Source organism: Herbaspirillum sp. WKF16, assembly GCF_028993615.1.
Classification (GTDB): domain Bacteria; phylum Pseudomonadota; class Gammaproteobacteria; order Burkholderiales; family Burkholderiaceae_D; genus Herbaspirillum.
On record NZ_CP118632.1, the window covers coordinates 2,174,519 to 2,194,376 of the forward strand.

At 65.3% G+C, this 19,858-nt stretch carries 19 protein-coding genes; 8 read left to right on the forward strand and 11 right to left on the reverse strand.

The window, feature by feature from the left end; genetic code table 11:
* The gene (locus Herbaro_RS09995) at positions 1 to 531 is read right to left on the reverse strand and encodes a PaaI family thioesterase (protein ID WP_275013668.1); all 531 of its coding nucleotides are present in this window, start codon (positions 529 to 531) and stop codon (positions 1 to 3) included.
* A 435-nt stretch (positions 532 to 966) separates the two neighbouring features.
* Between Herbaro_RS09995 and aceA the strand changes: the two genes are divergently transcribed.
* Positions 967 to 2,274: an isocitrate lyase gene (gene aceA, locus Herbaro_RS10000; RefSeq protein ID WP_275013669.1), complete on the forward strand. Its 1,308-nt coding sequence runs from the start codon at positions 967 to 969 to the stop codon at positions 2,272 to 2,274.
* 148 nt (positions 2,275 to 2,422) lie between these two features.
* Here aceA and Herbaro_RS10005 read toward each other — a convergent pair whose 3' ends face one another.
* Genes Herbaro_RS10005 through modA form a run of 3 tightly spaced genes read right to left on the reverse strand, consistent with a single transcriptional unit; the run spans position 2,423 to position 4,596 of the window.
* Positions 2,423 to 3,100 carry a sulfate/molybdate ABC transporter ATP-binding protein gene (locus Herbaro_RS10005; protein WP_275013670.1) on the reverse strand — a complete coding sequence of 226 codons (678 nt, stop codon included), beginning with the start codon at positions 3,098 to 3,100 and terminating at the stop codon, positions 2,423 to 2,425.
* 34 nt (positions 3,101 to 3,134) lie between these two features.
* The gene (gene modB, locus Herbaro_RS10010; protein WP_275013671.1) at positions 3,135 to 3,809 is read right to left on the reverse strand and encodes a molybdate ABC transporter permease subunit; all 675 of its coding nucleotides are present in this window, start codon (positions 3,807 to 3,809) and stop codon (positions 3,135 to 3,137) included.
* Between the two features lie 16 nt (positions 3,810 to 3,825).
* On the reverse strand, positions 3,826 to 4,596 hold the full coding sequence (gene modA, locus Herbaro_RS10015) for a molybdate ABC transporter substrate-binding protein (RefSeq protein WP_275013672.1): 771 nt from the start codon (positions 4,594 to 4,596) through the stop codon (positions 3,826 to 3,828).
* A 210-nt stretch (positions 4,597 to 4,806) separates the two neighbouring features.
* On the opposite strand from modA, the gene Herbaro_RS10020 reads away from it, so the two are divergent.
* The 4 genes from Herbaro_RS10020 to Herbaro_RS10035 all read left to right on the forward strand — a co-directional run bounded on the left by Herbaro_RS10020 (position 4,807) and on the right by Herbaro_RS10035 (position 9,555).
* Complete coding sequence (locus Herbaro_RS10020) at positions 4,807 to 5,175, forward strand: winged helix-turn-helix domain-containing protein (RefSeq protein WP_275013673.1); 369 nt, start codon at positions 4,807 to 4,809, stop codon at positions 5,173 to 5,175.
* 9 nt (positions 5,176 to 5,184) lie between these two features.
* Entirely contained in the window at positions 5,185 to 6,921 is a 1,737-nt protein-coding gene (locus Herbaro_RS10025; RefSeq protein ID WP_275013674.1) for a ClcB-like voltage-gated chloride channel protein, read from the forward strand.
* A gap of 252 nt (positions 6,922 to 7,173) precedes the next feature.
* Positions 7,174 to 8,061 carry a 23S rRNA (adenine(2030)-N(6))-methyltransferase RlmJ gene (locus Herbaro_RS10030; RefSeq protein ID WP_275013675.1) on the forward strand — a complete coding sequence of 296 codons (888 nt, stop codon included), beginning with the start codon at positions 7,174 to 7,176 and terminating at the stop codon, positions 8,059 to 8,061.
* A gap of 150 nt (positions 8,062 to 8,211) precedes the next feature.
* A complete protein-coding gene (locus tag Herbaro_RS10035; protein ID WP_275013676.1) occupies positions 8,212 to 9,555 on the forward strand; it encodes an EAL and HDOD domain-containing protein in 1,344 nt (447 codons plus the stop codon).
* Positions 9,556 to 9,615: 60 nt separating this feature from the next.
* On the opposite strand, the gene Herbaro_RS10040 is transcribed toward Herbaro_RS10035, so the two are convergent.
* Positions 9,616 to 10,218 carry a hypothetical protein gene (locus tag Herbaro_RS10040; RefSeq protein WP_275013677.1) on the reverse strand — a complete coding sequence of 201 codons (603 nt, stop codon included), beginning with the start codon at positions 10,216 to 10,218 and terminating at the stop codon, positions 9,616 to 9,618.
* A gap of 10 nt (positions 10,219 to 10,228) precedes the next feature.
* Positions 10,229 to 11,122 (reverse strand): methylglyoxal synthase, encoded by an 894-nt coding sequence (locus Herbaro_RS10045; RefSeq protein WP_275013678.1) that lies wholly within the window; start codon positions 11,120 to 11,122, stop codon positions 10,229 to 10,231.
* A 230-nt stretch (positions 11,123 to 11,352) separates the two neighbouring features.
* Between Herbaro_RS10045 and greB the strand changes: the two genes are divergently transcribed.
* Both greB and Herbaro_RS10055 read left to right on the forward strand, forming a co-directional pair.
* Positions 11,353 to 11,907 carry a transcription elongation factor GreB gene (greB, locus tag Herbaro_RS10050; protein ID WP_275013679.1) on the forward strand — a complete coding sequence of 185 codons (555 nt, stop codon included), beginning with the start codon at positions 11,353 to 11,355 and terminating at the stop codon, positions 11,905 to 11,907.
* 137 nt (positions 11,908 to 12,044) lie between these two features.
* Positions 12,045 to 13,385, forward strand: a complete 1,341-nt coding sequence (locus Herbaro_RS10055; RefSeq protein ID WP_275013680.1) for a DUF3422 family protein — start codon at positions 12,045 to 12,047, stop codon at positions 13,383 to 13,385.
* Between the two features lie 77 nt (positions 13,386 to 13,462).
* On the opposite strand, the gene Herbaro_RS10060 is transcribed toward Herbaro_RS10055, so the two are convergent.
* Positions 13,463 to 14,071 (reverse strand): FMN-dependent NADH-azoreductase, encoded by a 609-nt coding sequence (locus Herbaro_RS10060; protein ID WP_275013681.1) that lies wholly within the window; start codon positions 14,069 to 14,071, stop codon positions 13,463 to 13,465.
* A gap of 249 nt (positions 14,072 to 14,320) precedes the next feature.
* On the opposite strand from Herbaro_RS10060, the gene Herbaro_RS10065 reads away from it, so the two are divergent.
* Positions 14,321 to 15,346: a LysR family transcriptional regulator gene (locus Herbaro_RS10065; protein WP_275013682.1), complete on the forward strand. Its 1,026-nt coding sequence runs from the start codon at positions 14,321 to 14,323 to the stop codon at positions 15,344 to 15,346.
* 75 nt (positions 15,347 to 15,421) lie between these two features.
* On the opposite strand, the gene Herbaro_RS10070 is transcribed toward Herbaro_RS10065, so the two are convergent.
* The 4 genes from Herbaro_RS10070 to Herbaro_RS10085 all read right to left on the reverse strand — a co-directional run bounded on the left by Herbaro_RS10070 (position 15,422) and on the right by Herbaro_RS10085 (position 19,599).
* A complete protein-coding gene (locus tag Herbaro_RS10070) occupies positions 15,422 to 17,683 on the reverse strand; it encodes a RelA/SpoT family protein (protein WP_275013683.1) in 2,262 nt (753 codons plus the stop codon).
* Between the two features lie 35 nt (positions 17,684 to 17,718).
* On the reverse strand, positions 17,719 to 17,922 hold the full coding sequence (rpoZ, locus tag Herbaro_RS10075) for a DNA-directed RNA polymerase subunit omega (protein WP_008112385.1): 204 nt from the start codon (positions 17,920 to 17,922) through the stop codon (positions 17,719 to 17,721).
* 65 nt (positions 17,923 to 17,987) lie between these two features.
* Entirely contained in the window at positions 17,988 to 18,626 is a 639-nt protein-coding gene (gene gmk, locus Herbaro_RS10080; protein ID WP_275013684.1) for a guanylate kinase, read from the reverse strand.
* Positions 18,627 to 18,690: 64 nt separating this feature from the next.
* Positions 18,691 to 19,599 carry a YicC/YloC family endoribonuclease gene (locus Herbaro_RS10085; RefSeq protein ID WP_275013685.1) on the reverse strand — a complete coding sequence of 303 codons (909 nt, stop codon included), beginning with the start codon at positions 19,597 to 19,599 and terminating at the stop codon, positions 18,691 to 18,693.
* Between the last annotated feature and the right edge of the window lie 259 nt (positions 19,600 to 19,858).

Below are 19,858 nucleotides of genomic sequence, written 5' to 3' on the forward strand. Positions count from 1 at the left end.
TCAGGGCAGCGGGAACACCAGGCAGGTGGTGGTGGCGTGCGCGTACAGCTTGCCGTCGGCGTCGACGATGCGGCCCTCGGCAATGCCGACCTGCTTGCCGACCTGGATCACCCGGCCCTCGGCGCGTACCGGGCCGCTCTTGTCGGTCAGCGCGCGCACCAGGTTGACCTTCAGCTCCAGCGTGGTGTATCCCACGCCTTGCGGCAGCATCGAGTGCACCGCGCACGCCACGGCCGAATCCAGCAGCGTGCAGAAGTAGCCGCCGTGCACGGTGCCCAGCGGATTGTAGTGGCGCTTGTGCGGCGTGCCCTGGAACACCACACGGCCGGGTTCGCCCTCGACCGGGATGAAGTCCAGGGTTTCGCCGATCGGCACCGACGGCAGCAGGCCGTCCCAGATCTTTTGCAGGAACTCCATGCCGGTGCCGGCCTTCAGGTCGGCCAGGCTGGCCACGCCCGGCGCCGCCAGCTTGGCGCGTACAGCTTGTTCCTGCTGGCGCCACAGCGCCAGCGTCTCTTCTCTTGTCGTCATTGTCGTCCTCCGGGCGCGGGCGCGCCCCTTTGCTTTCCTTGGATAAGGCTTGCCTTGGGCAAGTCACTTTTATTATGCAAGACGAGGAGATGGGCGTCAAAAAATTTCGAACGCTCGTATTAATACGAAGGAATCCCTACCGGAAGAGGAGGACGGCGCCGCTGCAAGTGCGGCTTTTTCACGATGAGAATTTTTGATTTCGTATTGTGAAAAATCGAAGTGCGCAGCATCAAAAGCATTTTTCATTTTCCGGATTTGTGTTCCGTATCGCAAAAAATGATAAATAAGTATTTGATTTTATTGATATAAAAATTTACCTATATCTTATATAAGACATTGTTGCTCTGCACATGGCGGGACTACCATGAAGTCATGGAATTCGCGATTTCATCCAGTTTTCAAACACCTCAACACTGACGACAAAGGAGATCCACCATGAGCACACGTGAACAGCAAATCCAGGCACTGGAACGCGACTGGGCGCAAAACCCGCGCTGGAAGGGCATCAAGCGCAACTACACCGCGGCCGACGTGGTGCGCCTGCGCGGTTCGCTGCAAGTGGAGCACACGCTGGCCAAGCGCGGCGCCGACAAGCTGTGGAAGCTGGTCCATGACGAGCCCTTCGTCAACGCGCTGGGCGCCCTGACCGGCAACCAGGCGATGCAGCAGGTGAAGGCCGGCCTGAAGGCGATCTACCTGTCCGGCTGGCAAGTCGCCGGCGACGCCAACCTGGCCGGCGAGATGTATCCCGACCAGTCGCTGTATCCGGCCAACTCGGTGCCGATGGTGGTCAAGCGCATCAACAACACCTTCGCCCGGGCCGACCAGATCCAGTGGTCCGAGGGAAAGGACGACATCGATTTCTTCGCGCCCATCGTGGCTGACGCCGAGGCCGGTTTCGGCGGCGTGCTCAACGCCTTCGAACTGATGAAGTCGATGATCGAGGCAGGCGCCGCCGGCGTGCACTTCGAAGACCAGCTGGCGTCGGTGAAGAAGTGCGGCCACATGGGCGGCAAGGTGCTGGTGCCGACCCGCGAGGCGGTCGAGAAGCTCAACGCAGCGCGCCTGGCGGCCGACGTCATGGGCACCGGCACCCTGGTGATCGCCCGTACCGATGCCGAGGCGGCCGACCTGCTGACCTCGGATGTGGATGCCAATGACAAGCCCTTCGTGTCGGGCGAGCGCACCGTCGAAGGTTTCTTCAAGACCCACCCGGGCATCGACCAGGCGGTTTCGCGCGGCCTGGCCTATGCAGAGTACGCCGACATGGTCTGGTGTGAAACCGGCAAGCCCGACCTGGCCTTCGCCAAGACCTTCGCCGAAGCCATCCACGCCAAGTTCCCGGGCAAGCTGCTGGCCTACAACTGCTCGCCCTCGTTCAACTGGAAGAAGAACCTGGACGACGCCACCATCGCCAAGTTCCAGCGCGAACTGGGCGCGATGGGCTACAAGTTCCAGTTCATCACGCTGGCCGGCTTCCATGCCCTGAACTACTCGATGTTCAACCTGGCGCACGGCTATGCCCGCAACCAGATGTCGGCCTTCGTGGAACTGCAGGAAGCCGAGTTCGCCGCCGCCCCCAAGGGCTTCACCGCGGTCAAGCACCAGCGCGAAGTCGGCACCGGCTACTTCGACGCCGTGACACAGGCGATCCAGCAAGGCCAGTCGTCGACCACCGCATTGCATGGTTCGACCGAGGATGAACAGTTCTTCGAAGAGAAGTCGGAGAAGAAGGCGGCCTGACGGCGCGGAGGTGGAATTGAGTGTGGTGTGACGCCGGCTCGTTACTTGCGCGAGCCGGCCGGGGCGATCCCCCAACCTGGAACCGTAGCCCACAAGGCTGCGGTTTTTTTTATGGCGAAACGGGCGCGGGATGAAAGGGCGTTGTGCCTTACAGCGTGCGCTGCGCGCTGATGCGGCCGTCGCGCACTTCAAACACCTCGTCGCCCAGCGCCTCGACGTCGGCCGGGTCATGGGTGATCAGCAGCATGTGCACGTCCAGCTGCTGCTGAAGCTCGGACAGCTCGCGCCGCATGCGCGCGCGCAGCGAGAGGTCGAGCGCGGAGAACGGCTCGTCCAGCAGCAGGATGTCGGGCTCGGACACCAGCGCCCGCGCCAGCGCCACGCGCTGCCGCTGCCCGCCGGAGATCTGCCCGGGCAGGCTGCCGGCCACCGTCTCCAGCTCGAAGGCCGCCAGCCATTTTTGCACCGCCGGATGGGCGGCCGGGCGGCGCAGGTTGAAGCAGCCGCGGGCCAGCCCGAAGGCGATGTTCTGGGCCACGGTCAGGTGCGGGAACAGCGCGTAGTCCTGGAACAGGTAGGCGACGTTGCGCTCCTGCACCGGGACATTGATGCGCTGCCGCGCATCGAACAGGGTGCGGCCGTCCAGCCGGATATGGCCGGCGTCGGGCGTCATCAGGCCGGCCATGGCTTTCAGGGTCAGGCTCTTGCCCGATCCCGACGGGCCGTACAGGACGATGCGCTCGCTGTCGGACATGAAGGCGATGTCGAGGTCGAACACGCGGTCGCCCGCGTGGAGCTTTTTCTGGATCTGGAGTTCGACGCTCACGGCGGATGCAAAGGAAGAAAGTGAAAAGGGGAGCTTAGCGCAACTGCAGCTGGGAGCGGTCCGGCACCAGGCGGCCGGCCAGCATCAGCACCACTACGCAGGTGACCGAGGTGATCGCCACCAGCAGGGTGGCGGCGCCGTCGTCGCCGGCCTGCACCGCCTCGTAGATGGCGACCGACAGCGTCTGCGTGCGGCCCGGCAGGTTGCCGGCCACCATCAGCGTGGCGCCGAATTCGCCCAGCGCCCGGGCGAAGGCCAGCAGCACGCCCGCGGCGATACCCTTGGTCGCCAGCGGCAGGCTCACGCGGAAGAACACGCCCGCTTCGCCCACGCCGAGCACCCGGGCTGCGTTTTCCAGTTGGTGGTCGACGTTTTCGAAAGCGGCGCGGGCGGCCTTGAGCACCAGCGGGAAGGCCACGATGGTGGAGGCCACCACCGCGCCTTGCCAGGTGAAGACCAGCTGGATGCCGACGCTTTCCAGCCAGGCGCCGAAGGTGCCGCGGCGGCCGAACAGCACCAGCAGGTAATAGCCCAGCACGGTCGGCGGCAGCACCAGCGGCAGCGTCAGCACGGAGTCGATGAAATCGCGCAGCGGCGAACGCCAGCGCGACAGGCCGTAGGCCGCGGCCACGCCCAGCACCATGTTGGCCAGGGTCGCCAGGCCGGCGACCTTGAGCGAGAGCAGCAGCGGCGTCCAGACGGGATGCATGGCAGGAACGGGCCGATCAGGGCTTCAGGAAGCCGTAGCGGGCCAACACCGTCTGGCCGGTCGGCGAGAGCACGTAGCTGACAAACTTGTCGGCCAGTTCCTTCTGCTGGGTGCCGGCGGTCATGGCGATGGGGTAGGTGGCCGGGGTGTCGGATGGGATGCGCACGGCGACCTTCACCTTCTCCGGCATCACGGCGGCGTCGGTAGCGAACACGAAGCCGGCATCGACTTCGCCGCGGGCCACATAGTCCAGGCTGGTGCGCACGTTCTCCGCCATTACGCCCTTGGCCTGCACCTGCGGCCACAGGCCGGCTTGTTCCAGTGCGGTCTTGGTGTAGCGGCCGAAGGGCACCGAGGCCGGGTTGCCCAGCGCAATGCGCTTGTATTCAGGCTTGGTCAGGTCGTTCAGGGCGGCCGGCTGCAGCTTGCCGTCGTGCGGGATGATCAGCACGATCTGGTTGGCGGCGAAGTTCTTGCGAGTGGCAGGATTGACGGCCTTCTCGGCGACCGCCTTGTCCATCGCGGTCTGGTCGGCCGAGGCGAATACATCGGCCGGGGCGCCGCGCACGATCTGCTGCATCAGGACGTCGGAGGCGCCGAAGTTGGTGACCACCTTGACGCCCGGATTCTGCTGCTCGAACGACTGCGCCAGTTCCTTGAAGGCATTGGTCAGGCTGGCGGCGGCAGAGACCACCAGGTCGGTGGCGTGCGCGGCGCTGGCCGACAACATCAGCACGGCGGCGAAGGCGGCGCCGAGGGCGGCTTTCAGGTGGGTGTTCTTGAGCATCGGTAATCCTGTTTTCTGGTCTGTTGTCGTAAGGGCGTCGCGCAATGCGCAGACAAGCAAAAGCGCGCGGACACAGGGCCGACGCGCGCTCGTTGGATCTGTCGAAATATACGCAAGGATATAGCGGCAGTCAACCGGACCGGGAACTGTGCGCGCCGCGCAAGCGCCTGGGTGTACCGGTTGCCGCATTGCCCTTGTACAATCACGCGCATGAACGATTCCAAGACCATCAGACTGCGCGTGATGCAGGGCGACACCATCGCCTTCGGCCCGGGGAAGGCCGACCTGTTGCAGGCCATCGGGCGCAGCGGGTCGATCTCCGGCGCCGCGCGCGAGATGGAGATGTCCTATCGGCGGGCCTGGCTGCTGGTGGAAGAAATGAACCGCTGCTTCGCCAGCCCGCTGGTGACCACCGCCACCGGCGGCGCGCGCGGAGGCGGCGCGGTCGTCACCGACCTCGGGCGCGACGTGCTGGCGCGCTACCAGCGCATGCAGAAGAAGGCCGATGCCAGCATCGCCGCCGACCTCGGCTACCTGCGTTCGCTGATGAACGGCGACGCCTCCGGCGAAGAGCAATAGCGGGCGGCCATGCACGAACTCTGGCTCAAATACCGGTTGCGGGTGCTCAACGCCTGCCGCGTTTCCGAAAATCATTCGATGCTGCTGTGGGGCGCGCTGGCCGGATTCGTCGGTGCGCTGGCCACGATCGCCTTCCGCGAGTGCATCTCCCTGCTGCAGCTGCTGTTGACCGGCCATAGCGGCAGTTTCGTCGAGATCGCCAAGGGCTTGCCCTGGCACATGCGCGTGCTGCTGCCCGCCTGCGGCGGCGTGGTGGCCGGACTGTTCCTGGTGTGGGCGCGGCGTACGCCGGCCGGCGCCGGCGGCGACTACATGGAGGCGGTGGCCATCGGCGACGGCGTCATCCCGGTGCGCAATACGCTGCTGCGCAGCATCTCTTCGCTGGCCAGCATCGCCTCGGGCGGCTCGATCGGGCGTGAGGGCCCGATGGTGCAGATGGCCGCGCTGTGCGCCTCCCTGGTGGGGAAGTTCTCGCATTTCCCGGCCTCGCGCCTGCGCCTGCTGGTGGCCTGCGGCGCGGCGGCCGGCATCACCTCGGCCTACAACGCGCCGATCGCCGGCGCCTTCTTCATCACCGAGATCGTGCTGGGTTCGCTGGTGATGGAAAGCTTCGGTCCGGTGGTGGTGGCCTCGGTGGTGGCCAATATCACCATGCGCGAGCTGCCCGGCTACAAGCCTTCCTATGAGATGCCGTTCTTCCCCGAGATCGCCGGCTGGGAAGTGTTGCTGTTCGTCCTGCTGGGCGTACTGGCCGGCGTGCTGGCCTCGCAGTTCCTGCGCGCGCTCGACTTCGGCAAGGCCGCGTTCGGCAAACTGGCCTTGCCGCTGCCGGTACGGCTGGGCGTGGGCGGCTTGCTGGTGGGACTGATCTCGGTACAGGTGCCGGAGGTGTGGGGCAACGGCTACGACCTGGTCAACTCCCTGCTGCATACCGATTGGCTCTGGCAGGCGGTGTTGATGGTGCTGCTGGTGAAGATCCTGGCGACCATGATCACCGTCGGTTCGGGCGCCGTGGGCGGCATCTTCACGCCGGTGCTGTTCGTCGGCGCGGCAGTGGGCTTCCTGTTCGGCGCGACGGCGCAGGCGCTGCTGCCGTTCCATATGTCGCAGCCCTTCGCCTACGCCATGGTGGGCATGGGCGCCTTCCTGGCTGCGGCCTCGAACGCGCCGTTGATGGCGATCCTGATGATCTTCGAGATGACGCTGAGCTACCAGGTGGTGCTGCCGCTGATGCTGTCCTGCGTGGTGGCCTACGTGGTCGCGCGCAGCTTGGATGGGCGCTCGATGTACGACATCACGCTCAAGCGCCACAAGGATGCCGAGGAGCGCCTGCGCCTGCGCGGCACCCACATGAGCGAACTGATTCGCCCGGCCGAGACGGTGCTGCGCGAGGATGCCGGACTGGAGGAGGTGAGCGCGCTGTTCCTCAAGTATCCGGTCAAGTATGTCTACGTGGTCGACGAGCGCGAACGCTACCAGGGCGTGGTGGCGCTGCAGGACATCACCTCCTGGCTGCTCGACAAGAAGGAGCCGGCCGGGCGGACGGCCCGCGATTTCCTGCGCCCGCATTTCCTGCATGAAGTGACGCCCGACATGTCGCTGGGCGAGGCGCTGCAGCTGTTCCTGAATCACCAGGGCGAGCGCCTGCCGGTGATCGCCAGCGCCGAGGATCCCCGGCTGCTGGGAGTGGTGTTCAAGACTTCGCTGCTGGACGCGTACTTCCGGCTGGATCGCGCGGGTAATTGATCCGCGTGCTTTTTTGTTAATCATTGACACGCCGCAATTGCGTGCATCGGCCGGAGCCCGCCTGTGGAGGCGGGAATCCCGCTCCCGGAAAGGGTTGGTACGCAAATGAAAGCTGCTGTTTCTTTGTAACAAATCCGAGATGGCCGGCCTAAGCGTCTCGTATCCTTGCTAGAATGCCAAACGTTTTCTTCAATCGTGCCGCAGCCGAGCGTTGACGGGCGATTTCCAACCTCATACCAAGACGAATTCCACATGCTGAGTTATCGCCACGCTTTTCATGCCGGCAATCACGCCGACGTCCTGAAGCACATGGTGGTGATTCAATTGATGCGCTACCTCGGGCAGAAAGACACTGCCTACATGGTCATCGACACGCACGCCGGCGCCGGCGTGTATGCGCTCGATGGCGACTACGCCAGCAAGAACGCCGAGTACGAAACCGGCATCGCCCGCCTGTGGGACCGCAAGGACCTGCCGGAAGCGGTGCGGGAGTACGTCGACGTGGTCAAGTCGCTCAATCCGAGCGGCAAGATGCGTTACTACCCCGGTTCCCCCTATTGCGCCGAAAAGGTGATGCGCGAGCAGGATCGCCTGCGCCTGTTCGAGCTGCACCCCAGCGAAGTGAAGGTGCTGGAAGAAAACTTCCGCAAGCTCGAAGCGCATGCCGCGGCCCAGGGCCAGCGTCCCAGCGCGCGCGGCAAGCGCGTGCTGACCTACCGCGGCGACGGCTTCGCCGGGCTCAAGGCCTTGCTGCCGCCGCCGTCGCGCCGCGGGTTGGTGCTGATCGACCCGCCATATGAAGACAAGCGCGACTACGCGCGCACGGCCGAAGTGCTGCGCGACGCCTTGACGCGCTTCCCGACCGGCATGTACGCCGTCTGGTATCCGGTCCTGCAGCGCAACGAGTCGATCCAGCTGCCCGAGAAGCTCAAGCGCCTGGGCGCCAAGAGCTGGCTCAACGTCACGCTGGCGATCCACGGCCCGGCGCCGGACGGCTTCGGCCTGCACAACAGCGGCATGTTCATCCTCAATCCCCCCTGGACGCTGGAGCCGATGTTGCGCGAACTGATGCCTTATCTGGTGGACGTGCTGGGCGTGGACGATAGCGCCGGCTTCGTCCTTGAGTCAGGGGAGGTGTGATGACTGCGCGTCCTTTGTGCGTGATTTTTTGTGATTTTATGGTCTCAGTGCCGCCGGCAGGGTGGGAAGCGATGCCGAATCGGCATACAATGCCGGAATTGCCGAAAACAGAGAAGCATTGCAACGCTTGGGGTAATTAAAATAACAACCATGCCTGATCAGTCATCCGACAATTCCACCCCTGCGCAGCACGCCCTGGATTTTTTCCTGGCACGCCAGCCGATCCTGAACCGCGAGCAGGATCTGATCGGCTATGAGCTGCTGTTCCGCAGCGCCGCGTTCGGCCCGGCCAACGTCAAGGATGGCGTGACCGCGACCGCGGCGGTGATCGCGCATGCCTCGGAACTGGGTTTGTCCAACGTCATCGGCAACCTGCAGGGTTTCATCAACGTCGACGCCGCGGTGCTGCTGAGCGACTTCATCTATTTCCTGCCGACCGACAAGGTGGTGCTGGAAATCCTGGAGACCGTCAGGGTCACGCCGGAACTGGTGGTGCGCGTGCGCGAGCTGGTCAAGGCCGGCTATGTGTTCGCGCTGGACGACGTGGTGGCCGAGTCGGCCGAGATCGAAGAACTGCTGCCGATGATCAAGATCATCAAGATCGACGTGATGGAAGTCGATCCCAGCAAGCTGCTCAAGCTGTCGGTGCATTTCAAGCGCGCCCAGAAGGAGCTGCTGGCCGAGAAGGTCGAGACCCTGCAGCAGTTCAACGATTGCGTGACCTTCGGTTTCGACTATTTCCAGGGCTATTACTTCGCCAAGCCGATGATCCTCCAGGGTAAGAAGCTGGAGGCCTCGAAGATGGTGATCATGCACCTGCTCACGCTCCTGGTGCGCAACGTCGACAACGGCGAGATCGTGCGCTACATCAAGCGCGACGTGGCGCTCAGCCTGACGCTGCTGCGCCTGGTCAACACCCCGGTCTACGGCTTCCAGAAGTTCATCGACTCGCTGGGCCAGGCCCTGATCGTGCTGGGCCGCCGTCAGTTGAAGCGCTGGCTGCAGATCCTGCTGTACGCCAACACCGAGAAGGACAAGTCCGCGCTGTCGCCGCTGATGATCCTGGCCGCCACGCGCGGCAAGATGCTGGAGCTGATCACGGCCAAGCTGCGCCCGGGCCGGCGCAAGATGTCGGAAATGGCCTTCACGGTGGGCATCATGTCGCTGGTGGATGCGCTGTTCGGCATGAGCATGGAGAGCGTGCTGCGCCAGATTACCGTCAGCACCGAGATCCGCGAGGCGCTGCTGCGCCGCACCGGTTTCTACGGCATGGCCCTGAAGCTGGTGGAGTGCACCGAGCAGCGCGAACAGGACCAGGAAGAAATGCAGCGCCTGCTGAGCGAGCTGCAGCTGTCGGCCGACGATTTCTTCGAGGCCGAGAAGTATGCCTTCGAATGGGGCAACAGCATTTCCACCAACAACGTCGCCCAGCCGACCGGCATGTCGATGGCGCCGCCGCCCAGCGGCTACGACGATGACGACGATGACGATTGATGCATCGCGCCCACAATAGAAAGGCTGCCTTGATGGCAGCCTTTTTTGTTGCCGGGCGCTTCAGCGCGAGCGGTATTTCCTCATGCGCGCGGCCAGCCGCCGCAGCAGGCGCGCCAGGCGTCCGCCCTCGGAGCGCGGCGCGGCCGTGAAGGCGCCGCGCACCGCCGCCATCAGCGATTGCACGCGCTGCCAGCCGGCGCTGGCGTGCAGTTGCGCGATCATCCTGTCCTTGAAGGCCAGCAATTTGTCATGCGCGCGACGGAACCACGCCAGCGACAGCAGGCTGCGTCGCGTGAGCGCATAGATGCGCGCCACCAGCGCCGTGCCCAGCAGCTTGGCGGCGACGATGATGGCTAGCCCCAGCGTGGGATGCCCATGCGTGATCGAGAGCAGCGCCAGGACCTTCACCGGCAGCAGCAACAAGGTCGGCGCCAGGAAGATCGACAGCGCGGCGTAGGGCGAAAGCCGTTCCACCCGGCGCTGCAGCCTTTGCAGGAAGGGCCAGTCGGGGATGCGCGCCAGCAGCGCCTGGGTCGCGTCCCACAGCCACTCCTCCAGCATCAGCAGCAGCGCCGCCGTGTAGATCAGCGGCGCCAGCAGCCGGCGGCGCCACCTTGCCTGGCGTTGCTGCGGCGGTTGCTGCTGCGGGGAGGGTTGCGACATGAGGGGAGATTCAGACCTGGCGCGCCTTGATTTGCGACAGCCAGCGGTCGCCCCACTTGATGTCGCTCATGCAGGAGGCGTAGTCGGTCACGGTGCGCGCGGCGCGTTCCAGCAGCTGGATGTCGGCCTCGTGCTGGCGCGCCACGTGCGGGTCTTCGAGGAACAGCACGCGGCGGCACTGGCGCTCCAGGATCAGCTCGGCGATCTGGGCGTCGCCGCCGAGAGGGCCGGAGAGGAAGGGCTTGACCCAGTTGCGGCCGGCTTCGCCCTTGATCTTCACGGCCAGCTGGTTGAGCAGGCCGCCGGTGGTGCCGGTGGCGCAGCGGAAGGCGAACTTGTCGAGCACGTCGAAGTGCTTCTCGGCCAGCTCCAGCATGCGCGGCTTCATCGCATCGTGGGCGATCAGGGCGATGCCTTCCTGCTCCAGCTTGAAGCGATCGTCGAATACCGGGTCGGGCGCCGCGCCGTTGGCGATCGACTCCAGCTCGAACCACTCCTGGGCCCCGGCCAGCGTCGACAGGAAGGGCTTGCCGTGGATCACGCACTGGCGCTTCAACGCCACCGCCTCGGGGAAGGCGGAGGAGGGATCGACCGGGTCGATCAGGTAGATCACGGCGTCCAGCGTGCGCTCGGGATCGGCGTCCACGGTGCGCGAGACCAGCTTCATGAGCCCGCCCTGGCGGCCATAGGGGAAGCGCACCAGGTGCGGATAGTCCGGCAGCAGGTCCATCTGGCCGATGGCGTCGAGCGTGCGGCCGACCACGATCAGTTCCGGCTGCAGCGTTTCGATGCGCCGGCGCGAACCGGTCAGCAGCTGGACCAGGGCCGAGTCGGGAGCGTCCTGGTGGGCGCGGTTGGCGATCAGGCCGATACGGTAGCGGGGGGAGATGGAGGACGAAGACATGGAGGCTCGTTGGTGAGTGCGCAATGTGAACGGGAGTGCGATGCCCCGATTATCGCCGAGTGCGCGGGAAAGGGCGAGCGTCATCGGCAAGCCCGCATCCAGCACAGTCACGCCCATGCCGACGGCCCCAACTGTACCTTCGCGGGGGCGCGCATGCGGCTACAATGTGGATTGACAGCATGGCACCATTGCGCCGCCGCGGCGGCCAGCAACCCCGGACAGAACACAGCATGAACAAGGCCTTTGTAAAAGAATCCGATGGCGGCGACGACGATGACGACATCGCCTTGCCGGCCATCCCCGCCGGCGCCAAGAACTACATGACGCCGCAGGGGCACCAGCGCATCAAGAACGAATTGCTGCAACTGATCGACGAGGAGCGTCCCGAGGTGGTGAAGATCGTCTCCTGGGCCGCCTCCAACGGCGACCGTTCCGAGAACGGCGACTACCTCTACGGCAAGAAGCGCCTGCGCGAGATCGACCGCCGCATCCGCTTCCTGACCAAGCGGCTCGATATCGCCGAGGTGGTCGACCCGAGCGTGCACCACGGCAGCGACCAGATTTTCTTCGGCGCCACCATCACCTATGAGAACCAGCGCGGGGAAGCGCATACGGTGACCATCGTCGGCATCGACGAGCTCGACCCGCTCAGGGGCAAGATCAGCTGGATCTCGCCGGTGGCGCGCGCGCTCACCAAGGCGCGCGAGGGCGACGAGGTGGTATTGCAGACGCCCTCCGGCGTGGAGCAGCTGACCATCCTGGAAGTGAGCTATCCGGCGCCGTGAGCGCCGACCCGATCCGGCGCCGACGCCGATCACGCCAATATCGTCCATGACGCCCGCCGCGCCGGGCCCGGCATGCATTTCGCATGCGGGCAGGCTGCCGCCGGACGCACAGAATTCACATCATCCACGGGGAAAACATGTCCATCGTCTTTGCCAGCCTGAATCACCCGCAGCGCGTCGTCCTGGCGGCGGAGGTGCATTCGCGGCCCTTCCTGCAGCTCACCCGCTCGGAGACGCTCACGCATCTCGCCGTCTACGTGCGCGAGGACGGCAACGGCAGCCAGCACGCGCGCGCCCAGCATGGCTTGCTGGAGGCCTTGTGCGCGCACTTCGGCGTGGTCGCGCCGGGGCCGGAAGCCAAGCACTTCTACCACGACTTCGGACGCTTCCGCCTGAAGTGGGAATGCCACACCGAGTTCGCCACCTACACCTTCGCCCAGGCCCACGAGGAAGCGCTTTCCACGCTGGACGCCTTCGCCCGGGCGCCGCTGTCGCACATCCCGCAGCAATGGCTGCTGTCGCTCCAGGGCAAGCTGATGGTGGCGGCGCACGTGGTGGTCGAGCCCGGCGCCGACGACACCGCCGGTACCGCGCGCCAGATGCAGCGCATCTTCGAAGGCAAGCTGATGAGCTCCAGCAAGGTGCTGCAGGGCGGGGAAATCTGGACCGATTTCCAGATCCAGTCGGACGGCTTCTCGCGCTTCGTGGTGCGCGACATCGACCTGCGCGAGCTGCAGGGCGGCCGCCTGGCGCAGCGCATCCTGGAGATCGAGACCTATCGCATGATGGCGCTGCTGGGCCTGCCCCACGCGCAGCAGTCCGGCCCCTTCCTGAACCGGATCGAAGGCGACCTGGCGGCCCTGACGGCGGCCATGGTGCAGTCCGAGCAATCCACCGGCGGCACGCCGGAGCAGCAGGCCGAGGACGAGCGCGTCTTGCACAGGATTACCGGGCTGGCGGCGCGCATCGAAAAGCTGTCGCTGGAAAACAGCTACCGCTTCTCGGCCTCGCAGGCGTATTTCCGGCTGGTGCAGGCGCGCATCGAAGAGTTGCGCGAGCAGCGCATCGAAGGCGTGCCGACCATTGGCGAATTCATGGAGCGCCGCCTGATGCCGGCCATCGACACCTGCCAGGCCATCGCGCGCCGGCAAGAGGCGCTGGCCGAACGCATCGCCCACACCAACGACCTGCTGCGCACCCGCATCGGCATCGTGCAGGAACAGCAGAACCGCCAGATCCTGGAATCGATGAACGCCCGCGCGGCCCAGCAGCTCAAGCTGCAGCAGGCGGTCGAGGGGCTCTCGGTGGCGGCGATCTCCTACTACGTGATCGGCCTGATCGGCTATGCCGGCAAAGCCGCCAAGGCGGCCGGCGTGCCGCTTAATCCGGACCTGGCCACCGGCCTGGTGGTGCCGCTGGTGGCGGCCTGCGTGTGGCTGGGACTGCGTCGCATGCACAAGGGGCTGGGGCCGCATTGAACGCGGCGCGCCCATGAGAAAACGGGGCGAGCCTCTGGTAGCGGCCGCCCCGTCTGCTTGCGCGGGAACGGAGGGGATCAGATGGTGGCGCTGATCTTTTGCTGGGCGCTGGCCAGGGCCGCCTTGACGGCCTCATCGCCCATCGACACGCCTTCGGCGACCACCAGTTCGACGTCGGTGATGCCGATGAAGCCCAGCGCGCCCTTGATGTACTTGCCCTGGAAATCCAGCGCTTCCATCGGGCCTTCGGAATACTTGCCGCCGCGCGACAGGATGATGATGGCCTTCTTGCCGGTGGCCAGGCCCACCGGGCCGGTCTCGGTGTAGCGGAAGGTGCGGCCGGCACGGAACACGTGGTCGATCCAGGTCTTGAGCGTGGACGGCGGGGCGAAGTTGTACATCGGCACGCCGATCACCAGGGTGTCGGCCGCCAGCAGCTCGTCGACCAGGGCGTCGGATTGCTTGATCAGCTGGGCCTGTTCCGCAGTGCGGTTCTCGGCCGGGGTGAAGTAGGCGCCCAGCAGGGCTTCGGTCAGGTGCGGCAGCGAGTCGCTGGCCAGGTCGCGGTGGACGATCTTGCCGCCCGGGTTCTTGGCCGACCATTGTTCGGCGAAGGAGGCGGTCAGCTGGCGCGAGATGGAGCCGCTGGTGCGGGCGCTGGAGTCGATGTGCAGCAGGGTGCTCATGGTCATTCCTTTTCGGTTGCATCGCCATTGCTTGCTTGTCGGCAATGGCGTCGGTGGTGGGTGTGGCCGCCGGGAAGGCCCGCGACCTGTCGTCAAATGCAGCGCCGAAAGCGGCGGAAGCGAAATGGATGTATCTTTGCTTCCTGATATGCCTTTCTTGCGGCGTTGAAAGGAAGATACGCAGTTTTCATTTCCGCCGGTAGATGAGAGAATCGCATTTCACTGATCCATTTTTGGCGGTAATTTCTCATGGTCGACCTGAACGATATCTGGCTCTTCGTCCACGTGGTGCGCTCCGGCAGCTTCGCCGCCGCCGGCCGCAAGCTCTCGACGCCGCCCAACACCATCAGCCGCCGCCTGCAGGCGTTGGAAGCGCAACTGGGCGTGCGCCTGTTGCAGCGCTCCACGCGCCAGCTCAACATGACCGCCGCCGGCCGCGAATTCTTCGAGCGTTGCGCGCCGGGCCTGGAAGACATCGAATACGCCAGCGCCAGCCTTACCGAAAGCAGCGGCGAGCCGACCGGCAGCCTGCGCGTGGCCGCGCCGGTGGATTTCTTCGACAATTTCTCGATCGAGTGGATGCATGAGTTCATGCGCCTGTATCCCAAGGTGCAGCTGGAGTTCGTCTTGAACGACGGCCGCGCCGACCTGATCGCCGAAGGCATCGACCTGGCCTTCCGCGGCGGCGTGCTGCCGGACTCCAGCCTGGTGGCCAAGAAGCTGGTGGACAGCCATCGCGGCCTGGTGGCCAGCCCCGAATACCTGGAGCGCTACGGCATGCCCGCTACCCTGGGCGACCTGATCGGGCACGAGTGCCTGGCGACCTCGCAGGCCTCGCAGCACACGACCTGGAAGCTGGAAGGCCCGCAGGGGCCGGAAAGCGTGCGCGTGACGCCGCGCCTGTGCATCAATACCGCCCAGGGCCAGCTGCGCGCGGCGCGGGCCGGGCTGGGGATCGCCTTGCTGCCGACCATGCTGGCCTCGGAAGATTTGCGCAACGGCACGCTGGTGCACATCCTCCCGGACTACCAGCGCGACTCCACGGGGCTGTACGCCGTCTATGTGCATCGCCGCCAGCTGCCGGCCGCGGTGTCGGCGTTGATCGAGTTTTTCGCCGACAAGCTGGAACGCGGCATCGCCGACAAGGGGCCGCAGGTCTGCCAGGAGCACCGCGAGCGCGAAAAGGAAAAGGTGAAGGCAGGCCAGGCCGCCGGCGGCACGCGCGGGCGTGCGAACAAGACCGGGGAAGGGATCGCGGCAGCCTCGCCGGCCTAGCCCTCTGGTGCCGCAATGAAAACAAAAACGCCCGCATCTGCGGGCGTTTTTGTTTGCGCGACCGCCGTGGCCGGGTCAGCCGCGTTCGCGCAGGATGCGGGTGACGCTGTCGATCCTGCGGATGCCGCGCATGGTGCGCGCCAGGTGCACACGATCTTCCACCTGGATGGTGAAGCGCAGGTACTTCATCGACGAGCCGCCGTCGTCGTCCATGCTGACCGAGACGATGTTGGCGTCGGACTCGCCGATCTCGGCGGCGATGCGCGCCAGCGTGCCGCGCTCGTTGTGGATCAGGATGGTGATGCGGCAGTCGAAGCGGCGGTTCAGGTCGTGGCCCCAGACCAGGTCGATCCAGCGGTCAGGCTCCTTCTCATGCAGGCGCTTGGCGGTCTCGCACTCCTGGGTGTGCACGATCAGCGTCTGATCCGGCTTGAGGTAGCCGGTCAGGCGGTCGCCCGGGATCGGCATACAGCACGACGACAGCTGCGCCGAGGCGCCTTCACTGCCGGTGATGACCACCGGATCGGGCTTGTTGGGCAGCATGTGGCCTTCCGGATCCAGCTGCGGCACGGAGACGCCGGTGTCCATCATGGTCATGATGTGGCGCGCCACCAGCGGCGCCATGCGGGTGCCGATGCCGATCTCGGCGTACAGGTCGTCCAGGGTCTTGGCGCTGGACTCGTTGAGCAGCCGCTCGACGATGTGCGACGGCAGCTCGGGCTCGATGCCCAGGGTATGCAGCGCGTTGCCGAGCAGGCGGCGGCCCACCGATTGCGACTCCACCTTGTTGGCCGTGCGCAGGCGGTGCCGGATCGCCGAGCGCGCCTTGCCGGTGCGCACATAGCCCAGCCAGTTGGGGCTGGGGCGCGAGGTCGGCGAGGTGATGATCTCGACGATGTCGCCGTTGTGCAGCTCCGCGCGCAGCGGCGCCGGTTCGTGGTTGACGATGGCCGAGGTGGTCTGGTCGCCGATGTCGGTGTGGATGCTGTAGGCGAAGTCCAGCGCGGTGGCGCCGCGCGGCAGCGCGATGATCTTGGACTTGGGCGTGAAGACGTAGACCGAATCCGGGAACAGGTCGACCTTGACGTGCTCCAGGAACTCGGCCGAGTCGCCGGTCTGCTTCTGGATGTCGAGCAGCGACTGCAGCCAGGCGTGGGTGCGTTGCTGCAGGTCGGTCAGGCTGCCTTCGTCATCCTTGTAGAGCCAGTGCGCGGCCACGCCGGATTCGGCCACGCGATGCATCTCGCGCGTGCGGATCTGGAACTCGACCGGCGTGCCGTAGGGGCCGATCAGCGTGGTATGCAGCGACTGGTAGCCGTTCAGCTTGGGGATGGCGATGTAGTCCTTGAACTTGCCCGGCATCGGCTTGAACAGCGAGTGCAGGGTGCCCAGCGCCACGTAGCAGTTGGCGAAGCTGTCCACCACTACACGGAAGCCGTACACGTCCAGCACCTGCGAGAAGGTCAGGTGCTTGTTGCGCATCTTGCGGTAGATGCCGTAGAGGGTCTTTTCACGGCCGTCGACCTGGGCCGGGATGCCGGCGGCGATCAGGGTGCTGGTGACCGACTCCATGATCTTGGTCACCACCTCGCGGCGGTTGCCGCGCGCGGCCTTGACGGCCTTGGATAGCGTGCGGTGGCGCAGCGGGTAGAGGTGCGAGAACGACAGCTCCTGCAACTCGCGATAGATGTTGTTCAAGCCCAGGCGGTGCGCGATGGGCACGTAGACTTCCATGGTCTCGCGCGAGATGCGGCGCTTCTTCTCGGGCGGCATCGAACCGAGCGTGCGCATGTTGTGCAGGCGGTCGGCCAGCTTGACCAGGATCACGCGCACGTCGCGCGCCATCGCCAGCAGCATCTTGCGGAAATTCTCGGCCTGGGCTTCGACCTGGCTCTGGAACTCGATCTTGTCCAGCTTGGACAAGCCGTCTACCAGCGACGCCACCGGCGCGCCGAAGCGCTCGATCAGCTCTTCCTTCTTGACGCCCTGGTCTTCCATCACGTCGTGCAGGAAGGCCGCCATCATGGCCTGGGCGTCCAGCTTCCATTCGGCGCAGATCTCGGCCACCGCCAGCGGGTGCGAGATGTAGGGCTCGCCCGACTTGCGCATCTGGCCCAGGTGCATCTCGTCGGCAAAGCGATAGGCTTCCTTGACCTTCTTCAATTCGGAAGGCGTCAGGTACTCCTCGAGCTTGGGAATCAGGTGCGCGAACGTCGCCACGCCGCTGTGGGCAGCGGCGGAGGCGGGATCGTTCGGGGGGACTGGGCGGCCGGAACCGGCGGCCCGTTTGTTGCTAGTCGATGCTGATAAGGTGGATTCGGTGGGGGTAAGGCTCATGCTTGACCGTTATCAGCTTCACGCGCGGACCAGGATCAGGCCGGGACCTTTTTCAGCATTTCCACGCCGACCTTGCCGGCGGCGATTTCGCGCAGGGCGGTCACGGTCGGCTTGTCCTTGGCGTCGACCTTGGGAGTGTGGCCTTGCAGCAGCTGGCGCGCACGGTAGGTGGCGGACAGGGTCAGCTGGAAACGGTTCGGGATTTGCTTGAGGCAATCTTCGATGGTGATGCGGGCCATGTATAACTCCTGAATGACGGGCTTGCTTGAAATGGTGGATCGGTCCGGGCGGCAGGCTTGCTGCGTTACTGCGCGTGGATGCCGAGCTGGGTGAACAAGTAGGCGTTGCGCGCGGCTTGCTGCGGGAAGCGGCAGCGGGCTGCCTGGACAATCGCCGTCAGCTCGGACAAAGCGACGGCAAACTCTTGATTAATAATAACATATTCGAACTCCGGCGAGTGCGCGATTTCGCCGCCGGCGGCCAGGATGCGGCGGGTGATGACGTGCGGCTCGTCCTGTCCGCGCTTTTTCAGGCGCTCTTCCAGGGCCGCGATCGACGGCGGCAGGATGAAGATGCCGATGGCGTTGGGGAATTGCTTCTTGACCTGCTGCGCGCCTTGCCAGTCGATTTCCAGCAGCACGTCGGTGCCGTTGGCGATCTGGTCGGCGATCATCAGGCGCGAGGTGCCGTAGTAGTTGCCGTGCACCTCGGCCCATTCCAGGAATTCGCCCTCGGCCTGGCGCTTGAGGAAGTCCTCGGCGCTGGTGAAATAATATTCGCGGCCGTGTTCTTCGCCCGGGCGGGGCGCGCGGGTGGTGAAGGAAATCGACAGCTTGATGGCCGGCTCCTGCTTCAGCAGGGCATTGACGAGGGTCGATTTGCCGGCGCCGGACGGTGCAACCACCATGAACAGGCTGCCGGAAGTGGGGGTTTTAGCTGGCATGGGATCCTCGCTGTTTTTGTTGTGTCGTCAATAGGGTGTCGATGGCGGGCGCGGCCCGCCGGGATCATTCGAGATTCTGGACCTGCTCGCGCATCTGGTCGATCAGCAGCTTCAACTCCATCGAGGCGTCGGCCAGTTCCTTGACGGCGGCCTTGGAGCCGACCGTGTTGGCCTCGCGGTTGAGCTCTTGCATCATGAAGTCCAGGCGCTTGCCGACCTGGCCGCCTTTCTTCAGGATGTGGCGGGTCTCGCCCAGGTGCGCCGACAGGCGAGCCAGTTCTTCGGCGATGTCGATGCGGATGCCGTACAGCGTGACTTCCTGGCGGATGCGCTCCAGCGACTCCTCGCGCGTGGCGACCGGCGTGCCCTGGGCATTCAGGGCCAGGCCCAGGGCCTCGGTCATGCGCTCGGTGGCCTTCTGCTGGAACTGCGCCACCAGTTGCGGCACCAGCGGCGTGATACGCGCCACGATGGCTTCCATGGCGTCGACCCGCGCCAGGATCACCGCCTGCAGCGCCGCGCCTTCGCGCGCGCGGCTGTCGACGAAGGCGTCCAGGGTCTGGCCCATGGTCGCCACGATGTCGGCCTGCAGCGTTTCCTGGCTGATCTCGGCTTCTTCCATCACGCCCGGCCAGCGCAGCAGCTCGTTGACCGACAGCGGCGGGGCGTCGGGGAATTGCGCGCGCAGCTGATCCTGCAGCGAAGCCAGCCCGGCCACGACGCCGGCGTTGAGCGCCTGGCTGTTGCCGGAGGCGACCTTGCGGCCGAAGGACAGGCGGCACTCGACCTTGCCGCGCACCAGCCGGCCCATGATGGCCTCGCGCAGCAGGGGCTCGACCGCGCGCAGGTCGTCGTTGACGCGGAATTGCAGGTCGAGGAAGCGCGAGTTGACGCTCTTCATTTCGAGGGTGACCGTGCCGGCTGTGGTTTCACGGGTGGTGACGGCATAGCCGGTCATGCTGTAGATGGTCAAATTCGGGCTCCGGTGTGCTGGCGGGTGGTTCTGTCTGGTGGTTGGCGATGCGGGGCGGGAATGGCGGCGGCCGCGCCGGGCGGCCCCTCATCCTTTACAATGCCGGTTTTGATTATTCCGGCTGCCGCCGCGGCGGTTTGCCCATGGCATCGCGTTCGGATCCCGCATTTTAAAGAAGATTGGCGGCGGCGCGCTATCAAAACATCCAAATTGCCGCTTTTCGTGAGCGTTCTCACAGGCGGCATCTTCATCAGCCAGA